Annotated in this window: 15 protein-coding genes; 7 read left to right on the top strand and 8 right to left on the bottom strand. The window is 62.1% G+C overall.

The genetic code is table 11. The features are described from left to right. Positions 1–2: 2 nt before the first annotated feature. The 4 genes from creC to AAFM31_RS10795 are packed head-to-tail and all read right to left on the bottom strand — an operon-like array spanning position 3 to position 4,768. Positions 3–1,466, bottom strand: a complete 1,464-nt coding sequence (gene creC / locus AAFM31_RS10810; protein WP_341707934.1) for a two-component system sensor histidine kinase CreC — start codon at positions 1,464–1,466, stop codon at positions 3–5. Then, on the bottom strand, positions 1,463–2,167 hold the full coding sequence (gene creB, locus AAFM31_RS10805; RefSeq protein ID WP_341707933.1) for a two-component system response regulator CreB: 705 nt from the start codon (positions 2,165–2,167) through the stop codon (positions 1,463–1,465). The genes creC and creB overlap by 4 nt, the downstream gene beginning before the upstream one ends. A 59-nt stretch (positions 2,168–2,226) precedes the next feature. Next, positions 2,227–2,793, bottom strand: coding sequence for a class GN sortase (locus tag AAFM31_RS10800; protein WP_341707931.1), 567 nt, complete (start codon positions 2,791–2,793; stop codon positions 2,227–2,229). Continuing rightward, the gene (locus AAFM31_RS10795; protein ID WP_341707930.1) at positions 2,786–4,768 is read right to left on the bottom strand and encodes a marine proteobacterial sortase target protein; all 1,983 of its coding nucleotides are present in this window, start codon (positions 4,766–4,768) and stop codon (positions 2,786–2,788) included. Before AAFM31_RS10795 ends, AAFM31_RS10800 begins: the two co-directional genes overlap by 8 nt. 136 nt (positions 4,769–4,904) lie before the next feature. On the opposite strand from AAFM31_RS10795, the gene mgtE reads away from it, so the two are divergent. Then, a complete protein-coding gene (gene mgtE / locus AAFM31_RS10790; protein WP_341707929.1) occupies positions 4,905–6,527 on the top strand; it encodes a magnesium transporter in 1,623 nt (540 codons plus the stop codon). Positions 6,528–6,545: 18 nt separating this feature from the next. Here mgtE and AAFM31_RS10785 read toward each other — a convergent pair whose 3' ends face one another. Continuing rightward, on the bottom strand, positions 6,546–6,956 hold the full coding sequence (locus AAFM31_RS10785; protein WP_341707928.1) for a PH domain-containing protein: 411 nt from the start codon (positions 6,954–6,956) through the stop codon (positions 6,546–6,548). A gap of 177 nt (positions 6,957–7,133) precedes the next feature. Here AAFM31_RS10785 and AAFM31_RS10780 point away from each other — a divergent pair, with 177 nt between their 5' ends. From AAFM31_RS10780 to trkA, 5 genes are all read left to right on the top strand, one after another. After that, positions 7,134–7,622 (top strand): MarR family transcriptional regulator, encoded by a 489-nt coding sequence (locus AAFM31_RS10780; protein WP_341707927.1) that lies wholly within the window; start codon positions 7,134–7,136, stop codon positions 7,620–7,622. After that, entirely contained in the window at positions 7,619–8,683 is a 1,065-nt protein-coding gene (locus AAFM31_RS10775; protein WP_341707926.1) for an HlyD family secretion protein, read from the top strand. Before AAFM31_RS10780 ends, AAFM31_RS10775 begins: the two co-directional genes overlap by 4 nt. A 7-nt stretch (positions 8,684–8,690) precedes the next feature. Next, complete coding sequence (locus tag AAFM31_RS10770) at positions 8,691–9,746, top strand: DUF2955 domain-containing protein (RefSeq protein WP_341707925.1); 1,056 nt, start codon at positions 8,691–8,693, stop codon at positions 9,744–9,746. A 63-nt stretch (positions 9,747–9,809) separates the two neighbouring features. Further along, positions 9,810–11,258 (top strand): TrkH family potassium uptake protein, encoded by a 1,449-nt coding sequence (locus AAFM31_RS10765; RefSeq protein WP_341707924.1) that lies wholly within the window; start codon positions 9,810–9,812, stop codon positions 11,256–11,258. 27 nt (positions 11,259–11,285) lie between these two features. Beyond that, positions 11,286–12,674 carry a Trk system potassium transporter TrkA gene (gene trkA, locus AAFM31_RS10760; RefSeq protein WP_341708010.1) on the top strand — a complete coding sequence of 463 codons (1,389 nt, stop codon included), beginning with the start codon at positions 11,286–11,288 and terminating at the stop codon, positions 12,672–12,674. 43 nt (positions 12,675–12,717) lie between these two features. On the opposite strand, the gene AAFM31_RS10755 is transcribed toward trkA, so the two are convergent. Then, positions 12,718–13,233 carry an ACT domain-containing protein gene (locus tag AAFM31_RS10755; RefSeq protein WP_341707923.1) on the bottom strand — a complete coding sequence of 172 codons (516 nt, stop codon included), beginning with the start codon at positions 13,231–13,233 and terminating at the stop codon, positions 12,718–12,720. A gap of 29 nt (positions 13,234–13,262) precedes the next feature. After that, positions 13,263–14,147: an HDOD domain-containing protein gene (locus AAFM31_RS10750; protein ID WP_341707922.1), complete on the bottom strand. Its 885-nt coding sequence runs from the start codon at positions 14,145–14,147 to the stop codon at positions 13,263–13,265. A 115-nt stretch (positions 14,148–14,262) separates the two neighbouring features. Between AAFM31_RS10750 and AAFM31_RS10745 the strand changes: the two genes are divergently transcribed. Next, entirely contained in the window at positions 14,263–15,456 is a 1,194-nt protein-coding gene (locus AAFM31_RS10745) for a class I SAM-dependent rRNA methyltransferase (protein ID WP_341707921.1), read from the top strand. A 98-nt stretch (positions 15,457–15,554) separates the two neighbouring features. On the opposite strand, the gene AAFM31_RS10740 is transcribed toward AAFM31_RS10745, so the two are convergent. After that, complete coding sequence (locus tag AAFM31_RS10740; RefSeq protein ID WP_341707919.1) at positions 15,555–16,208, bottom strand: HAD family hydrolase; 654 nt, start codon at positions 16,206–16,208, stop codon at positions 15,555–15,557. Positions 16,209–16,261: the final 53 nt, after the last annotated feature.

Here is a 16,261-nt window from a genome sequence, read left to right as displayed (position 1 = left end):
TATCAAACGGGAGAGGGGTGACCCTCTCCCGTTTGATCTTCCTTACGCAGCACGAGTTCTACCTCCACGCCGCCTTCCGTGCGGTTATTCAGGCTCACCCGGCCGTGGTGCAGTCTGGCGATTTCCCTGACAAAACTCAGCCCCAGACCGGTGCTCTTGCGCTGGCCGTCCGGCCGCGGCAGGGAATAGAAGCGCTCGAATACCCGACCCAATGCATAGTCCGGAACCGCTGGCCCGTCGTTGCGTACGCGCAGACTCAGCGTCGAGTCGTTGGCACCGATGTGGACTGCGATGGTGCCGCCGGGCAGGCTGAACTCGATGGCGTTGTCGAGCAGGTTGCTGATCGCCTGTTCGAGTAAAAAGCGATCACCCGCCAACGTGCAGTCGGCGCCGCTGTCCAACGCTAGCGTCAGGCCCTTGCGCTCGGCCAGCGGGCGCTTGGCTTCCAGTTCAATGGCGGCAATCTCGGCCAGATCAATGCTTTCGGTTTGCTCCAGCGCCTGGCGCTTTTCGACCCCGGCCAGTGACAGCAGGCGGTCGACTAGCCGCTGCAGGCGCAGGGATTCGCCGTCGATATTGGCCAGAAAGCGCTCGCGCATGGGCGCCGGTACATCGCCCTCCTGCAGCAGTTCGGCGGCGCCGCGAATGGCCGACAGCGGCGACTTCATCTCGTGAGTCAGGGTGTGCACGTACTGCTCGACGTAGGCTTTGCCGTCGATCTCCCGGCGCATCGCTTCGGTCGCAGCGGCCAGGCGCGCCAGCTCCTTGTCGGCCAATTGCGGCGGGCTGACCCGCTCACCATGGCGAACCTTTTCAACGTAGTCGACCAGCCGCCTGACCGAGCGATTCAGCCAGAAGGCCATACCGGCACCGAGCAGCAACGCGCCAAGCAGGATTACGCCACCGCGCTGCCAGAAATAGCCGTGGGCCAAGGTGATGAACGGATGCAGGCTGGCGTTCGGCTTGCCCAGCGTCAGCACGCCGACCAGTTGATCGCCCTGATAGACCGGCGCGGCGATGTACATCAGGCTGCTGGTGTCGTCCTCGGGGTCGATGCGCGTGGTGCGGGCGCCGTATTCGCCGCGGAGGGTAAGCGACACATCTCGCCAGCGCGAGTAGTCAGCGCCGATCTGGCTTGGATCGGTATGGTAGAGCACGGTGCCGTTGAGGTCGGTCAGGTAAATCACCAACTCGGTGCCAGTCTTGTGCCGTGACCAGATCTGCGCATCCAGCGGGCGGGCGAGGTAGCGGCTGATTGCAGTGGTAAACGGGCTGTCTGCGGCAAAGCCCTGTTGCCAGTGCTGCTCGGCGACTTCGGCCAGCAGGTTGGCGCTGTCGACCATCACCTCTTCACTGGCCTGGCGCACGGACGAGGGCACCTGATTGAGGATGCTGTTGAGAAACAGCACCGTGGCCAGCCCGGCGATGACAAACCAGCCGAGCAGCAGGCGGGTACTCAGGCTCATGCGCGACGGTCCGGAAGCTGCGGGTTAATGCTGTAGCCGAGCCCGCGGTGGGTCACGATCGGGTCGTGGCTGGGCAGGATGCGTTTGAGCTTGGTGCGGATACCCTTGATGTGGGTGTCGATGACCCGGTCAAGGCTGGCGCCGGGGTCGGCCCAGACCGCTTCCATCAATTGATCACGGCTGAGTACATGTTCGGGGCGGCGTAGCAGGGTACTGAGAATCAGATACTCGTAGCGGGTCAGCTCCAGCCACTGCTGGTGATAGCGAATTCGACGCCGCTCGGCGTCGTGCAGAAACAGCTCGGCGGACTCGGTGCTGTCGCTAGTCAGCGGCTCGGCGCGGGTGCGGCGCAAAATGGCGCGCACCCGGGCGGAAATCTCCCGTGGGCTGAACGGCTTGACCACGTAGTCGTCGGCGCCGATCTCGAGTCCGACGATGCGGTCGACCTCTTCCTTGCGCGCGGTCAGAAACATGATCGGCATGGCCGAGAACTGGCGGATGCGGCGGCAGACTTCGAAGCCGCTTTCGTCGGGCAGGCCAACGTCGAGTACCAGCAGGTCGACCGGATTGTCCCGCAGCCACTGCATGCCGTCGCCAGCCAGACTGCACCAGTGCACGTCGAAGCCCTCGGTACCCAGCGCGTACACCAGTGCATCGGCGATGGCGGGCTCGTCCTCGATAATCAGAATCCTGTCCGGCATGGTCTGCTCTGTCCGTGAATCGTCCGCCGATTGTCGCGGGTTCTCCAGCGGCATTGCAATCACGAGGCAGGTTCCTCCAGCCAGGCGGTGACCACATAGCGCAGCGGCCCGCCGCTGGTCAGGGCGCGGAACGGGTAGCAGGTGACCAGCCGCAGTTCGGCGCGATCGTGTTGCAGCACCATCGGCTCAAGGCGGCTGTCGACGATGCGCTGGGTCGCGACACGGTAGCGGTACTCGCGGCCGGTGGCGTCCTGCAGCGTCAGCACTTGCCCGGTCTGCAGCTGCTCGACGAAGGCAAAGTGACTGTCCTGATGCCCGGCCAGCAGCAGCGTGCCGGTTTGCCCCGGTGCCACGCCGTTATCCAGTTGCCCCGGACCGAAGGCCAGCGCCTGACCGCTGACGCTGTCGAGCACATAGCGGGCCTCGCCGTCGGGCGTGGTCAGCTTGGCAACCGGCCAAGTGTCGGCCCAGGGCCAGGGTTTGCTCGGCGTGCCCGCCTGCAGCTGCTCGGCCCAGGCGTCGGCGATCAACCATTGGGCCAGCCACGCCTTGGCCTGCAGCCAGCTGCCTTGAGCTGCGACGGCAATGGTTCCCAGCAGCAGGGCAGTGGCAATCAGCTTACGCATGGCGCGGCTTCCAGTTGAGGACGATAAACGCGCTCAGTAGCAGCGCCAGAGCCAGTGTCCAGAGGCCGGTGAGCCCCAGCGAGGTTTGCGGATACAAGCGGTGGTCGACCGGATTGAGGTTTGGCACCAACTGGCTGTCCAGTGGCTCGTCGGCGTCGCGCACCGGTTGCTCCTCGACCGCGACAAAGCTGGTAAAGCGGCTCATTAATTGATGCTCCAGCGCTACCGGCAACACCAGATCGCGTACCTCGTCTTCGCCTGCACCCTCGTTCAGGCGGTCCATTGCGGCTTCGATTTTGCGCCGAGCCCAGATCCGGGCGATGCCGTTGCCCTGCTGTGGCTCGGGAATCTGCAGGTGTTGCTCCCACAGCTCCGGTTGACGGCCGTGCAGGGCGACTTTCTCCGGCAGCTGGTTGAGTTTCATGGCAATCAGCAGCGGCTGGTCGCTGTACAGGTCGGGCAGTTTCTGCGGCCAGATTTCGGCGTCGATGCCTTCGGGCAGTTCCAGCCGCAGGTGGGTCAGCACCGGTGACTCCAGTTTTTCGAACAGCCGCTCCATGGACTCGCCAATGCCGGCGCGGTCATCAATCGAGGTGAATTGGCCGCGGCCTACTTCGGCCGCCTTGCGCAGCAGAAAGCTGTTGGGGGAAGCGCCAATGCCGACGGTGAAGATACGTGCCTGACGCAGACGTTGCTGGATCATCTTCAGCACCTCGCGTTCGTTGCTGACCGACCCGTCGGTGATAAAGATCAACTGGCGCAGATAGCCCGGCGCGTTCGGCTGAGTCAGGGCCGCGCGCAGTACCGGCAGCATTTCGGTGCCGCCACCGGCGGGCAGCCCGGCCACCCAGCTGCGGGCCTCACTCAGGTTGTCTGCGCTGGCCGGCACCGGTTCGCGGTAGAGCATGCTGTACTCGCTGTTGAATTCGAGCACGTTGAAGCGGTCTTCGGGCTGCAGGCGGCCGAGTGCGTGAATCAGGCTGCTGCGCGCCTGGCGAATGCGCTCGCCCTGCATCGAGCCTGAGGTGTCGAGAATCAAAAATACCTCGCGCGGCTGGCGCTCGCGGCTAACCGGTTCGGCGGCAGGGGAGAGCATCATCAGCGCGTAGTGGTCTTCGCCCACCTGCTCGGTGAACACGGCGACCTGATTGCCGGCCTCGCTCGGCAGTTGCCAGTTGAGGACGAAGTCGCGATCCATCACCACCGGGTTTTCCAGCAGCTGAATGCGGTACTGGCGGCCGTCAAAGTGGCTGCTGATCGCGTGGCTGGGGCTGCTCAGGCTGTGCAGGGCAAAGCCACTGTCCAGAGTGATCTGGATATCGGCCTGGTGAGAGGGGCCGTCACGCCAGAGGCTGGCAGCAATCGGGCCCTCCGGGCTGGCAGAGCTGCCGCGCGGCCTGTGCTGCTGGCCGTCGACCGGCTGCGGGCGGGCGTTGTAGCGCGGGGTCATGGTCAGCGGCAGGCGCAGGCTGTAACGTCCGGCGTCCGGTTGCAGCAGTTCGGTGTAGCTGAGAATGACGCTGATGGTTTCGCCCGCGCCGATGTTGGCGACCGAGGTGCTGAACAGGTTCGGGCGCTGCTGCTCGACCAGGCCGCTGCGCTGGCCGTTGTCACGGGCCTGCTGGTAGGTCTTGCGTGCCTGTTCGCGCTCCTGAATCTGGCCGTTGATCCGGCGTTCACCGATTTCCAGGGTCATCGCGTGGATGGCGGCACTCTCGCTGGTCGGCAGCACATAGCGGCCTTCGGCAAAGGCGCCGCCGGGGTTGCTGAAGGATTGGCGAACCTGTACTTCGGCGACCGGGCCGCTGATCTGCACCTGCATATCGGTGTTGAGCAGCAGCGCGGGTTGCCAGCTGCCGTCATCACTGCGCAGCAGGAACATGCCGGTTGCCGGGCTATCGCTGCCGGCGTCGGCCAGAATGGTGGTGCTGAACAGGCTGATGCTGAGCAGCAGCCAGGCGATTGCGGTTTTCATGTCGGGTCTCCCTGATGGACGATGCCGGCAGTGTGGCGACCCTGTTTGTGCTGATTATGTGGTTTGTGTGTGGTTTGGGGCGTCTCTGAACGGTACATTAACCATCACGTTGAACGCTGCTGGAGCACGCCTGCCTATGACCGACACCGACAGCCAGACCACCCGCACCGAGCTGGACGCCATTATCGAGGCGTTGCACCGGGACAAGCGCAAGCGGGTGCGCAAGCTGTTGCGTGGCATGCACCCGGGCAAGGTGGCCAGCCTGCTGGAAGCGCTTGATGGCACCCAGCGCCTGGCGCTCTGGCAGCATATCGACGACGACCGCGAAGAACAGGTGCTCAAGCACCTGACACCGCTGCTCGGCGCCCAGCTGCGCCGCGAGCCCGATACCTCTGACCTGACCGATGAGGAAGAGGAAGGAGAGGGCGCCACCACCCAGATCGCCCGGGTGCGTGATGCGCTCGAGGCGGGCAAGTTCAAACGGGTCGGCAAGGCGTTCCGGCAGATGCACCCGGCCAAGGCCGCCGGCCTGTTGGAATCCTTACCACCGGCTGAGCGAACCACCGTCTGGGAGATGCTCGACGCCGAGCGCGCGGGCAAGATCCTCGTCCACCTGCATGACGAGGTCCGCGCCCGACTGGCGCTGGAGATGGATGAGGATGAGCTGGTCGCCGCTGCCCGCAAGCTCGATCTGGATGACCTGGTTGACCTGATTCAGGCGCTGCCGAGCGACAGCGGTCGCCAACTGCTGCAGGCCATGGACGTACGCAAGCGGCAGCAGCTGATGTCGATGCTGTCCTACCCGGAGGATTCTGCCGGTGGTCTGATGAACACCGACCAGATCTCGGTGCGGGTCGATGTGCGGGTGGGGTCGGTGCTGCGCTACCTGCGTTTGCTCGAGGATCTGCCAGACCATACTGACAAGGTAATGGTGGTCGACCGCAAGAACCGCTACCAGGGGGTGCTGCGCCTCAGTCGACTGGTAACCAGTCCGCCGGAAGTGCTGGTCAGCGACGTCATGGATGGCGACTTCCAGCCGCTCGATGTGATGCTGCCCAGCCATGAGGTGGCGCGCCGGTTTGAGGACCTGGATATTCTGTCCGCCGCGGTGGTCGACGAGGACGGGCTGCTGCTTGGTCGTATTACCGTCGATGACGTGGTTGACCTGATCCGCGAAGATTCCGAGCGGACCATGATGAGCATGGCGGGTCTGGACGATGAGGCTGACATGTTCGCCCCGGTGCTGACCAGCAGTCGTCGCCGGGCGATCTGGTTGGGCATCAATCTGGTTACCGCCTTCCTTGCCGCCTGGGTGATCGGTTTGTTCCAGGGCACTCTGGAGCAACTGGTGGCGCTGGCGGTGCTGATGCCGATTGTCGCCAGTATGGGCGGTATTGCTGGCAGCCAGACGCTGACCCTGGTGGTACGCGGGATGGCGCTAGGCCAGGTAGAGGGTGGTAACGCGCGGCTGCTGCTCAGCAAGGAGATCGGCATCGCCTGTCTCAATGGTGTGCTGTGGGCGCTGGTGGTCGCAGGGCTGGCGGTGGCCTGGTTTGGCAACTGGCAACTCGGTGCCGTTATCGCTGCAGCCATTTTGCTTAACCTGCTGTGCGCGGCGGTATCCGGCCTGGCTATTCCGTTGTTGCTGCGCCGGTTTGGGGTCGACCCGGCGCTGGCGGGTAGCGTCATCCTGACCACGGTCACCGACGTAGTCGGCTTCCTCGCCTTTCTGGGTCTGGCGACGCTGTTCCTGCTCTGAGGCGTCAACAGCCCCGGCTCAGTCGATTGGGTTGCTGACGCTCTCGATCTCGCGCTTGACGTACATTGGGTCGTCAATATTACGGAACTTGACGTCGCTGATGCCGCGGCCAGTCAGCTTTACTGTGCCGTAGCCAAACATGCGGCCCCAGATGCTCTGCTCGATCTCGACGGTTTCGATTGAGCTGAGCTTCATCTCTTCGGTATGCCGGCTGATGATGCCGGTCTTCAGAATCACCCGCTTGTTGGTCACCCCTTGCTCGATCGAGCGCAGGCGAAAGTACTCATACAGCGCAATCAGCCAGGTAAGGCCGAAGGTCACCAGCCCCAGCGCCAGCCAGCAGTACATGGGTACCTTGGCGAACCAGTGCAGTTGAAACACCTTGTGAATGACCTCGCCGCTGGACAGCGACTCTTCGATGTATGACATGACCTCTTTCCTCTGAACGATTGCAGCCCGGCACTCTAGCGAATTAGCTGCAGCTGGGACAGTGTTGCCTAGATGGCGGTTCCGGAGCTGTGCCTTGAAATAAATATGTAGCTTGCTAAATAAAATTATAGGAGTAGACTTTATTGTTAGCAGGCTAACTATGTTTCGAGGTTATCCATGAACGAAGAACAAGCGGCTTTGGCGCTGCACGAAACGCTGAAGCCTTCGATGGGCGCGGCGATGGGGCGGGTGCACCGGCTCTGGCGCGCCGCAATTAATCAGGCGGTGGGCGACCTGGGTATCACCGAGGCGCGCTGGAGTGTGATGCTGCACCTGGTCAAGGTGGGCGAGGGCTGCACCCAGCAGGTGCTGGCGGATGAGCTGGCGATCGAGATGCCGTCGCTGACGCGCACCTTGAACCAGCTGCAGGAGCAGGGATTGATCGAGCGTCGCCGTGACCCGAGCGACCGCCGCGTGCACGCGCTGTGGTTTACCCCGGCAGGTCATCAGCGGGTGGCCGACATGCGCGTCCACGTGGAGCAGGTGCGCAAGAAAATCTACGCGGGCCTGAGTGACGCCCAGCTGGACGCCTTTGCCGAAGTGCTGTTGGGCATGGAAGCCAATGTCCGCGCGCTGCTCGCGAGTGAGCAGGAGGGGGGCGCATGACACCGGATCAGGTATTTGCCCGTTGGGTGCGGGCGTCGCTGGTGTTGTTTGCTCTGGTCTTTTGCTACTTCCTCGCGGCTGATCTGTGGATGCCGATGACACCGCAATCTCGGGTCATACACCCGGTCATTCGCGTTGCGCCGCAGGTCTCCGGACAGGTGGTCGACGTAGCGGTGGCGGATAATCAGCACGTTGCCGCTGGCGAGTTGCTGTTCAGCATTGACCCGCGCCCCTATGAGCTGGCGGTACAGCAGGCGCAGCTGGCGCTGGAGGCGGCCGAGCGTGATAACGCCGGTATCGATGCCTCGATTGCCGCGGCACAGGCGCAGGTGCGTTCGGCCGAGGTGCGCAGTGCCGAGTTGGCACGCGAACGTGAGCGCATGCAGACCTTGCTGGCCAGTCACAACGTGTCGCGTCAGAGCTATGAGCAGATTGTTGCCAGTCACCAGGCAGCGCAGGCCGAAGTGGCAAGCCAGCGCGCGCAGCTGCAACAGCTTGAGGTGCAGCGCGGCCAAGGTGATCAGGACAACCTGCGTCTGCGTCAGGCGCGCAATGCACTGGCACAGGCAAAGTTGAATCTGAGCTACACACAGGTGCGCGCGGAAAGCGACGGCGTGGTATCCAATCTGCAGGTACGCCCCGGGACCTACGCGGTTGCCGGCAGCTCGCTGGCGGCTCTGGTCGCAGACGACGCTGATGTGGTGGCGGATTTTCGCGAGAAGTCGCTGGTGCATATGGATGTGGGTGAACCGGCTGCAATCGTTTTCGATGCCATCCCCGGTCGGGTGTTCGAGGCCCACGTGGCGGGTATTGCTGCGGGTACGCAGCAGGGGCAATTGTTGCCGGACGGTTCGCTGGCGGCGCCGGAAACCTCTGATCGCTGGGTGCGCGACGCGCAGCGTCAGCGCGTGCATCTGGTGTTGGATGAGGAGCCCGAGCTGCTGCCCGGATTGCCCACGGGGGCGCGCGCGACCGTGCAGTTGTTTCCGGTGGGCGGGCCGGCCAAGTGGCTGGGCGGCGTGCAGGTTCGTCTCGTCAGCCTGATGCACTACATCTACTGAGGTCGCCATGAAACCCATTTTGCTCACCAGCAAGACGCACCTTGAGACCAACGATGTGCGCCAGTGTCTGCGCATCGCCTTTGGCGGCATGCTCGGGTTTCTGCTGTGCAAGCTGATGGGCTGGAATTATGGCGCCTTTTTTGTGGTGCAGCCGATCCTGCTGCTGGGGCTGGTGCCGGTAATCAATGCCCATCTGGTGCGGCAGTTCATCGCCAATATGCTGGTTGTGACGCTGGCGGTGTTGCTGGTGCAGGGGATGTTCGGTGACAAGCCGGTACCGATGACGCTGCTGGTGATGGGCATGTTTGCGGCGCTGTTTACCCAGATGAGCCGTGGTGCCAATTTCCTCTTCGGCGCCATGTCGGTGGTGAACATGTCGATGCAGCTGCATTTTGCCAGCTATCCGCAGGCCGACATTGGCGACATCGTCGCCAGCAATATGGTGTCGGTGTTCAGCACCCTGTTTATCGCCATGCTGATGCAGGTGGTGTTTCCCGATGTCGAGCCGCGCCAGCCGCGCCCTGCCATGCGCAAGTCAGCCAGTACCCAGCGCCACGAGGTGATTCTGGCTACCACGGTAGCAACCCTGTCGTACATCGTATTTCAGGTGTTCAACCTGCAGAGCGGGCTGTCGGCTCAGGTGGCGAGCATTCTGGTGCTGTTCCCGCTCAACTGGCGCGGCGCCGGTCCGGCTGGCTGGAACCGCGCGCTGGGTACGCTGGTGGGCTGCAATCTGGGGCTGGTGGTACAACTGGTGCTGATGGACCACTTCGACGTGTTGCCCTTTGTCGCGCTTGGCCTCTGGGTCTGCCTGATGCTGTTTGCTCGGGTGCACATGCTGGAGGGCGGCTCCGGCGCGGGCTTTGCGGCGCTGACGACGATGGCCATTCTGTTCGGCCAGTATCTGACGCCGCGGCAGGACCTGTTCTACAGTGACCTGTATCGATTCTGGTCGCTGTCTGTCTCAGTGCTGTTGTCGCTGTCGGCGATCTATCTGCTGCACCTGTTGCTTGACCGGTTCGCGTCGACGCGCTGGATGCCGCCTACACCGGTTTCTGCCTGACCGTAGTGTCTTGGCCGGGCGGCGAGTATCATGTGCCGACTTTCCTGGCTGGGGAACTCCTGCATGTTGCGGTTTTTGCGTCCGGTGCTGTTTGTCTGCGGCATCCTGATTCTGATCATGGCCGGTTTGATGCTCAGTGTCGCGGTCTTCGCCTGGTGGCGACAGGACCCGGAAATGCAGGTCTTTCTGACGTCTTTCGCAATTACCCTCGGCTGCGGTCTCGCGCTGGTGTTGAGTTGCCGGGACAAGGCGTTTCACCTCGTGTCACGTCAGCTCTATCTGTTGACCAGCCTTAGCTGGGTCCTGATGTCGCTGTTTGGCGCCTTGCCGCTATTTTTCAGTCACTTCCAGCTCAGCGCAGAGGACGCCGTCTTCGAGGCGGTTTCCGGAATCACCACCACGGGCTCGACCATTCTCAGCGGTATCGAACACCTCGCACCCAGCCTCCTGCTCTGGCGCTCGCTGCTGCAGTGGATTGGTGGCCTGGGTGTGATCGGCATGGCCGTATCGATTCTGCCGTTTCTGCGCGTGGGCGGGATGCGTCTGTTCCATACCGAGTCCTCGGACTGGTCTGACAAGTCGATTCCCCGGGTGCAGTCGCTGGCGCGGCTACTGGTGGTTACCTACCTCAGCCTGACGGTCAGTTGCGTGCTGTGTTACTGGGTCGCCGGTATGAACCTGTTCGATGCGATCAACCATTCCATGGCAACCGTGTCGACCGGCGGTTTTGCGACGGACGATCGCTCCATGGGGCGGTTTTCGTTGGGCGTGCTTTGGGTCTCGATCCTGTTCATGACGCTGAGCGCCTTGCCATTCACGCTGCTTATTGCCTTCTTCCGCCGCCCTTCTTTGCAGGTGCTGAACAATCAGCAGGTGATCGGCTTTCTGTGCATCATCGGGGCCGTGTCGCTGTTGCTGACCGCTGACCTGATTGATCTGCACGTGTTTGCACCGTTTGAAGCCTTTACCCAGGCCACATTCAATCTGGTATCGGTGATTACCACCACCGGCTTCGCCTCAGCCGACTACACCCAGTGGGGTACGTTCAGCATCGCGCTATTCTTCGTTGTGATGTTTATCGGCGGTTGCTCAGGCTCAACTAGTGGGGGCATGAAGGTGTTTCGCTTTCAGCTCAGCTACCTGTTCCTGCGCAGTCAGATCAACAAGCTGATTCACCCCAGCGGTGTGTTTGTCACCCAGTACAACGGCAAGCCGGTGCAGGACGACATCATTCTCTCGGCGGTGGCCTTTTCCTTCCTGTTTTTCATGACGCTGGCGGTGGTGACGTTGCTGCTGGCGCTGATGGGGTTGGAGTTGATGACCAGTCTGACTGCTGCGGCCACGGCGCTGACCAACGTCGGCCCGGGGCTGGGCGATATTATTGGTCCGGCCGGTAACTTTGCTACCCTGCCGGTAGCTGCCAAGTGGCTGCTGTCTTTTGCCATGTTGATGGGGCGGTTGGAGCTGCTGACGTTGATGGTGCTCTTTACGCCGGTGTTCTGGCGTGGCTAACGAAAGATCTAAAGGGGATGACGCATGATGCGCATCATCGTGCTGGGTGCCGGGCAGGTAGGCCGCAGCCTGGTTGAACAACTGGTTGGCGAGAAAAACCACATTACGGTCGTGGACCGCAATCCTGAGCGTCTGCAGTTACTTCAGGAGCTGCACGGGGTGAACGGGGTGACGACACTCTGCGCCCACGGTGCGCACCCGGTCACCTTGTCGCAAGCCGGTGCCGAGGATGCCGACATGCTGGTCGCTGTTACCAACAGCGACGAGGTCAACATGATCGCCTGCCAGGTGGCTCAGTCGCTGTTCAACGTGCCGAACAAAATTGCCCGGGTGCGCGAGCAGGGCTACATGACGCAGAATCATGCGCTGTTTTCCAAAGCCGCGGTGCCGGTCGACGTGCTGATTAACCCCGAGGCACTGGTGACCCAGCACCTCAAGAAGCTGATCCGTTATCCCGGTGCGCTGCAGGTGATCAACTTTGCCGATGGTCTGGCCCAGCTGGTTGCGGTGCGCGCAACGAACGGTGGGGCGCTGGTTGGTCAGCGGATCTCGATGCTGCGCGAGCGTCTGCCGGCGGTGGAGATCCGTGTCGCTGCCATCTTCCGCAAGAACCATGCGGTGATTCCTGACGGCGATACCCTGATTCAGGATGGTGACGAGGTCTTTTTCGTCGCCGCCAGGCCGGATATCCGGCTGGTACTCAACGAGCTGCGGCGGCGGGAAAAACCCTACAAACGCATCATCATCGCCGGCGGCGGTAATATTGGCGCGCGCCTGGCCAGTGTGCTGGAAGACGACTACCGGGTTAAGGTCATTGAGCAGGATATGGCGCGCTGTCAGTTCCTGTCACAACGCCTGCGTCGCACGACAGTGCTCAACGGCAGCGCTTCCGATCGTGAGCTGCTGCTGGAGGAAAGTATCGAGGCAGCGGATGTCTATCTGGCGCTGACCAACGATGATGAAGCCAACATCATGTCGTCGATGCTGGCCAAGCGCATGGGGGCGCGGACGGTGATCACCCTGATCAGCAACCCAGCCTACGCCGATCTGGTGCAGGGTGGCAGTATCGATATCGCCATCTCACCTCAGCAGGCCACCATCGGTGCGTTGCTGACCCATGTGCGTCGTGGTGATGTGGTGGCGGTGCATTCGCTGCGACGGGGTACCGCCGAGGCAATGGAGGCGATTGCCCACGGCGACGCGCAGAGCTCGCAGGTAGTGGGTAAGAGGATCGATGAGTTACCGTTGCCGCCTGGTGCGATGGTTGGTGCGCTGGTGCGCGGTGAGGACGTTATGATTGCGCACGACAGCACCCAGATCGAAGAAGGCGATCACGTTATCGTGATTGTGCCGGACAAACGCGATATGCAGGCAGTCGAGCGGTTGTTCCAGGTCGGCGTGACCTTCCTGCTCTAGAGGCATCGCAGGGCTGCTTGTCAGCCCCGCGATGGAGGGCAGCTCAGTCGGCGTCTTGCAGCTCGACCATCAGGTCGTCGGTGAGATTTTCCAGCGCATCGCGCAGGGCATCCAGATCGGTCTGCGGGTAAACCCCCAGCAGGGCGCGGGCCTTGAACAGCAGGTCGGCACTCATCGGTGCCGGTGTGCACTCGGTCTCCAGCGACTCAACGTTGACCCCGTGGCTGGCCAACACACGGGATACCTCGTGTACGATGCCGGCGCGGTCGTTGGCCACCAGGCTCAGCTGCAGGGTGCGCTGCTGCGGCTCGTCGGCCTGACCGCTAATGGCGACCTGAACATTGATGCCCTGTGCGGTGAGGCCCTCCAGGTCGACGCGTAGCGCCTCGAGCTGATCATTGGGCACGTCAACCCGCAGGATGCCGGCGAATTGCCCTGCCATGCGCGCCATCCGGCTTTCCAGCCAGTTGCCGCCGTGGCGGTTGATGGTTTGCGCCAGGCTTTCTACCAGACCGGGTTTGTCGGCAGACATTACGGTGATTACGAGCGGGGTGGTCATGCGTTATCTCCTGAGGGGCTGGCGGTGACTCAGTCCTGATAGTAGCTGTCGCCACCGGTCGCCGTCATTTCCTGGCAGTTGGCTTCCAGGTTTTCGAAGTCGTACTCGGACAGACCCACGTACTCGAGAATGGCAGCGCCAACCGCATTCCACTCGTGATCGACCGAGTGATTGCCGAGCACGCGGTAGGCTTGGCAGATGTGCTCAGCCATTTTCAGAATCGCCAGCAGGTTCTTCTGCACCGGGTCGTTGCCCAGTGGTGACAGGAACACCTGCTCTGCGTTGTGGTGGCTGGCGATAGCGTCACACAGGTGGCGTGGCAGCAGCCAGGACTTCGCCGTGTAGTAGCCGATCACAGCATGGTTGGTGTTCATGCGTTCGTTTTCTACATCAACCAGGCGCTTCTCGCTCTGCGCATAGGACTCTTCCATCACTTCGATGTAGTACGGGAAGCGGCTGAGCATCAGCGGGATGCCGCAGTTATGGAACAGGCCGAGGGCGTAGGCTTCGTCAGGCTCAACACAGCCGATGCGCTTGGCTAGCGTCATGCAGGTCATGGCCACGTCCTGCGCACTATCCCAAAAGCGGTTCAGGTTGACGATGTTTTCGTCGGTCAGTTCGCCGCGAATGGACTGGGCATTGACGATATTCACCACGCGCCCGACGCCGAGCAGACTGACGGCCTGCTGAATTGAGCTGATGCGATTGGCCAGACCGAAGAACGGCGAGTTGACGACTTTCAGGAGGCTCCCCGAGAGGCCCGGGTCCTGGCTGATCAGCTTGGCGATGACCTTTGGGTCCGGGTCCGGCATCAGTTGCTCCATCTGCAGGTCGACCATGATCTGCGGCTGCGGTGGTACGCTGATGCCTTGCAGGGCGCTGCTGATCTGCTGGTCGGTGAGCTCCGATGTCATAGCCTGGGTCCACTGATTAGTTGAACTGCCGAGTTTAGCCGGAGACTGGGGCGCTTGGCACCCTGTATAATGGCCAGTCGCTTACATTTTTCCTTGCCTGCTTCAGGAGCCCTCCATGTCATTGCCCAGCCTGCGCCTCAAAGCCAACGCCGATCGGCGCATTCGCGGAGGCCACCTGTGGGTCTTCAGCAACGAAGTGGATACTGCGCAGACGCCGCTGACCGCGTTTGAGGCGGGTCAGCAGGCGCAACTGGAGACGGCCTCCGGCAAAGCGCTCGGTCTGGTTTGCGTCAGCCCCAACAACCTGATTTGTGCGCGGATGTTCAGTCGCGATACCAGTCATCTGCTGGACAAGTCGTTGCTGGTGCATCGCTTCAAGGTCGCTCTCAGCCTGCGTGAGCGGCTGTTCGACAAACCCTTCTATCGCCTGGTGTACGGTGAGTCTGATTTTCTTCCGGGACTGGTGGTTGACCGGTTCGGCGATTACTTCGTTGTGCAAATTGCCAACCCCGGCATGGAGGCCGTGCGCGGTGCTATCGTCGAGGCGCTGGTTCAGGTGTTCAAGCCGCAGGCTGTGCTGTTCAAGAACGACAGCGGTGCGCGCAAGCTGGAAGGGCTGGATTCCTATGTTGAGGACGCCTTTGGCGAGATGCCTGAGCTCGTTGCGCTGGAAGAGAACGGTGTGCGCTTCGAGGCGCCTGTTCGTGAAGGGCAAAAGACTGGCTGGTTCTATGATCATCGCGCCAACCGCGCACGTCTGGCACCCTATGTTGCGGGCAAGCGGGTACTGGATTTGTACAGCTACGTCGGCGGCTGGGGCGTTCAGGCGGCGGCCTTCGGTGCCAGTGAAGTCATGTGCGTTGACAGTTCTGCGCCTGCGCTCGACCGGGTCGAGGCTAATGCAGAGCTGAACGGTGTTGCGGAAAAAATGCTGGTGGTTGAAGGCGATGTCATGGCTGCGCTGAAGGAGCTGAAGGGCGCTGGTGAGCGCTTCGACGTGGTTATTGCCGATCCGCCAGCCTTCATCAAGAAGCGCAAGGATATCCGTAACGGTGAGGCGGCCTATCGTCGCCTCAATGAACAGGCGATGCGACTGCTCAACAAGGACGGCATTCTGGTTTCGGCGTCCTGCTCCATGCATCTGGAAGAAGACCGCCTGCGTGATGCGCTGCTGGGGGCGAGTCGCCACTTGGATCGCAACCTGATCATCACCGAGCGTGGGTTCCAGGGGGCTGATCACCCGTTGCATCCGGCCATCCCGGAAACCGGTTATATCAAGGCGCTGTTCTGCCGGGTAACGCCGGTGTAAAACGCCTGCGGCCTATTGCGAGCAGCACAAAAAAACGCGCGATTAAATGTCGCGCGTTTTTTTTCGGCCTGAACATCGTGCCAGTATCGCTAGCCTGATCAGCGCAAGCTGATCACCGGCCAGCCCTGGGCTTCGGCGTGGGCGCGCAGGGTGTCGTCCGGATCGACTGCGACCGGGTGGTCGACCATGCCCAGCAGCGGCAGGTCATTGTGCGAGTCACTATAGAAGTGGCTGCCTTCCAGCGTGCGATTGTTCTCCAGCAGCCAGCGCTCCAGCCGAGTGACCTTGCCTTCGCGGAAGCAGGGGATGTCGGTGGTGCGACCGGTGTAGCGCTCACCGTCCTTCTCGCATTCGGTCGCCAGCAGGATGTTGATGCCCAGATGGCGGGCGATCGGTGCAGTAACGAAGCGGTTGGTGGCGGTGATAATCATCAGGGTGTCGCCAGCCTGGCGATGGCGCTCGATCAGCGCCTGCGCCTTGGGCAGCACGATCGGTACGATCTTTTCCTGCATGAACTGGCGATGCCAGGCTTCGAGCTGCTCGTTTGGGTGCTCCCCGAGCAGCTGCAAACAGAAGTTCAGGTAGATCTGGATATCCAGCCGCCCCGCCAGATAGTCGTTGAAGAACTGGTCGTTGCGCGCCTTGTACTCGTCCGGGTCGACGATCCGGTGGGCAACAATGAACTCGCCCCAGGCGTGGTCGCTGTCGCCACCAAGCAGGGTGTTGTCGAGGTCGAATATGGCGAGTGACACGGGCGGTCTCCTGAGACGGTTGGCGGGTCGCTAGAATAATCCACTCGGCGGGC

The organism is Halopseudomonas sp. (genome assembly GCF_038130085.1).
Classification (GTDB): Bacteria; Pseudomonadota; Gammaproteobacteria; order Pseudomonadales; family Pseudomonadaceae; genus Halopseudomonas.
The sequence above is the reverse complement of the archived record's forward strand: the minus strand, read 5'-3'. Positions and strand labels throughout refer to the sequence as shown.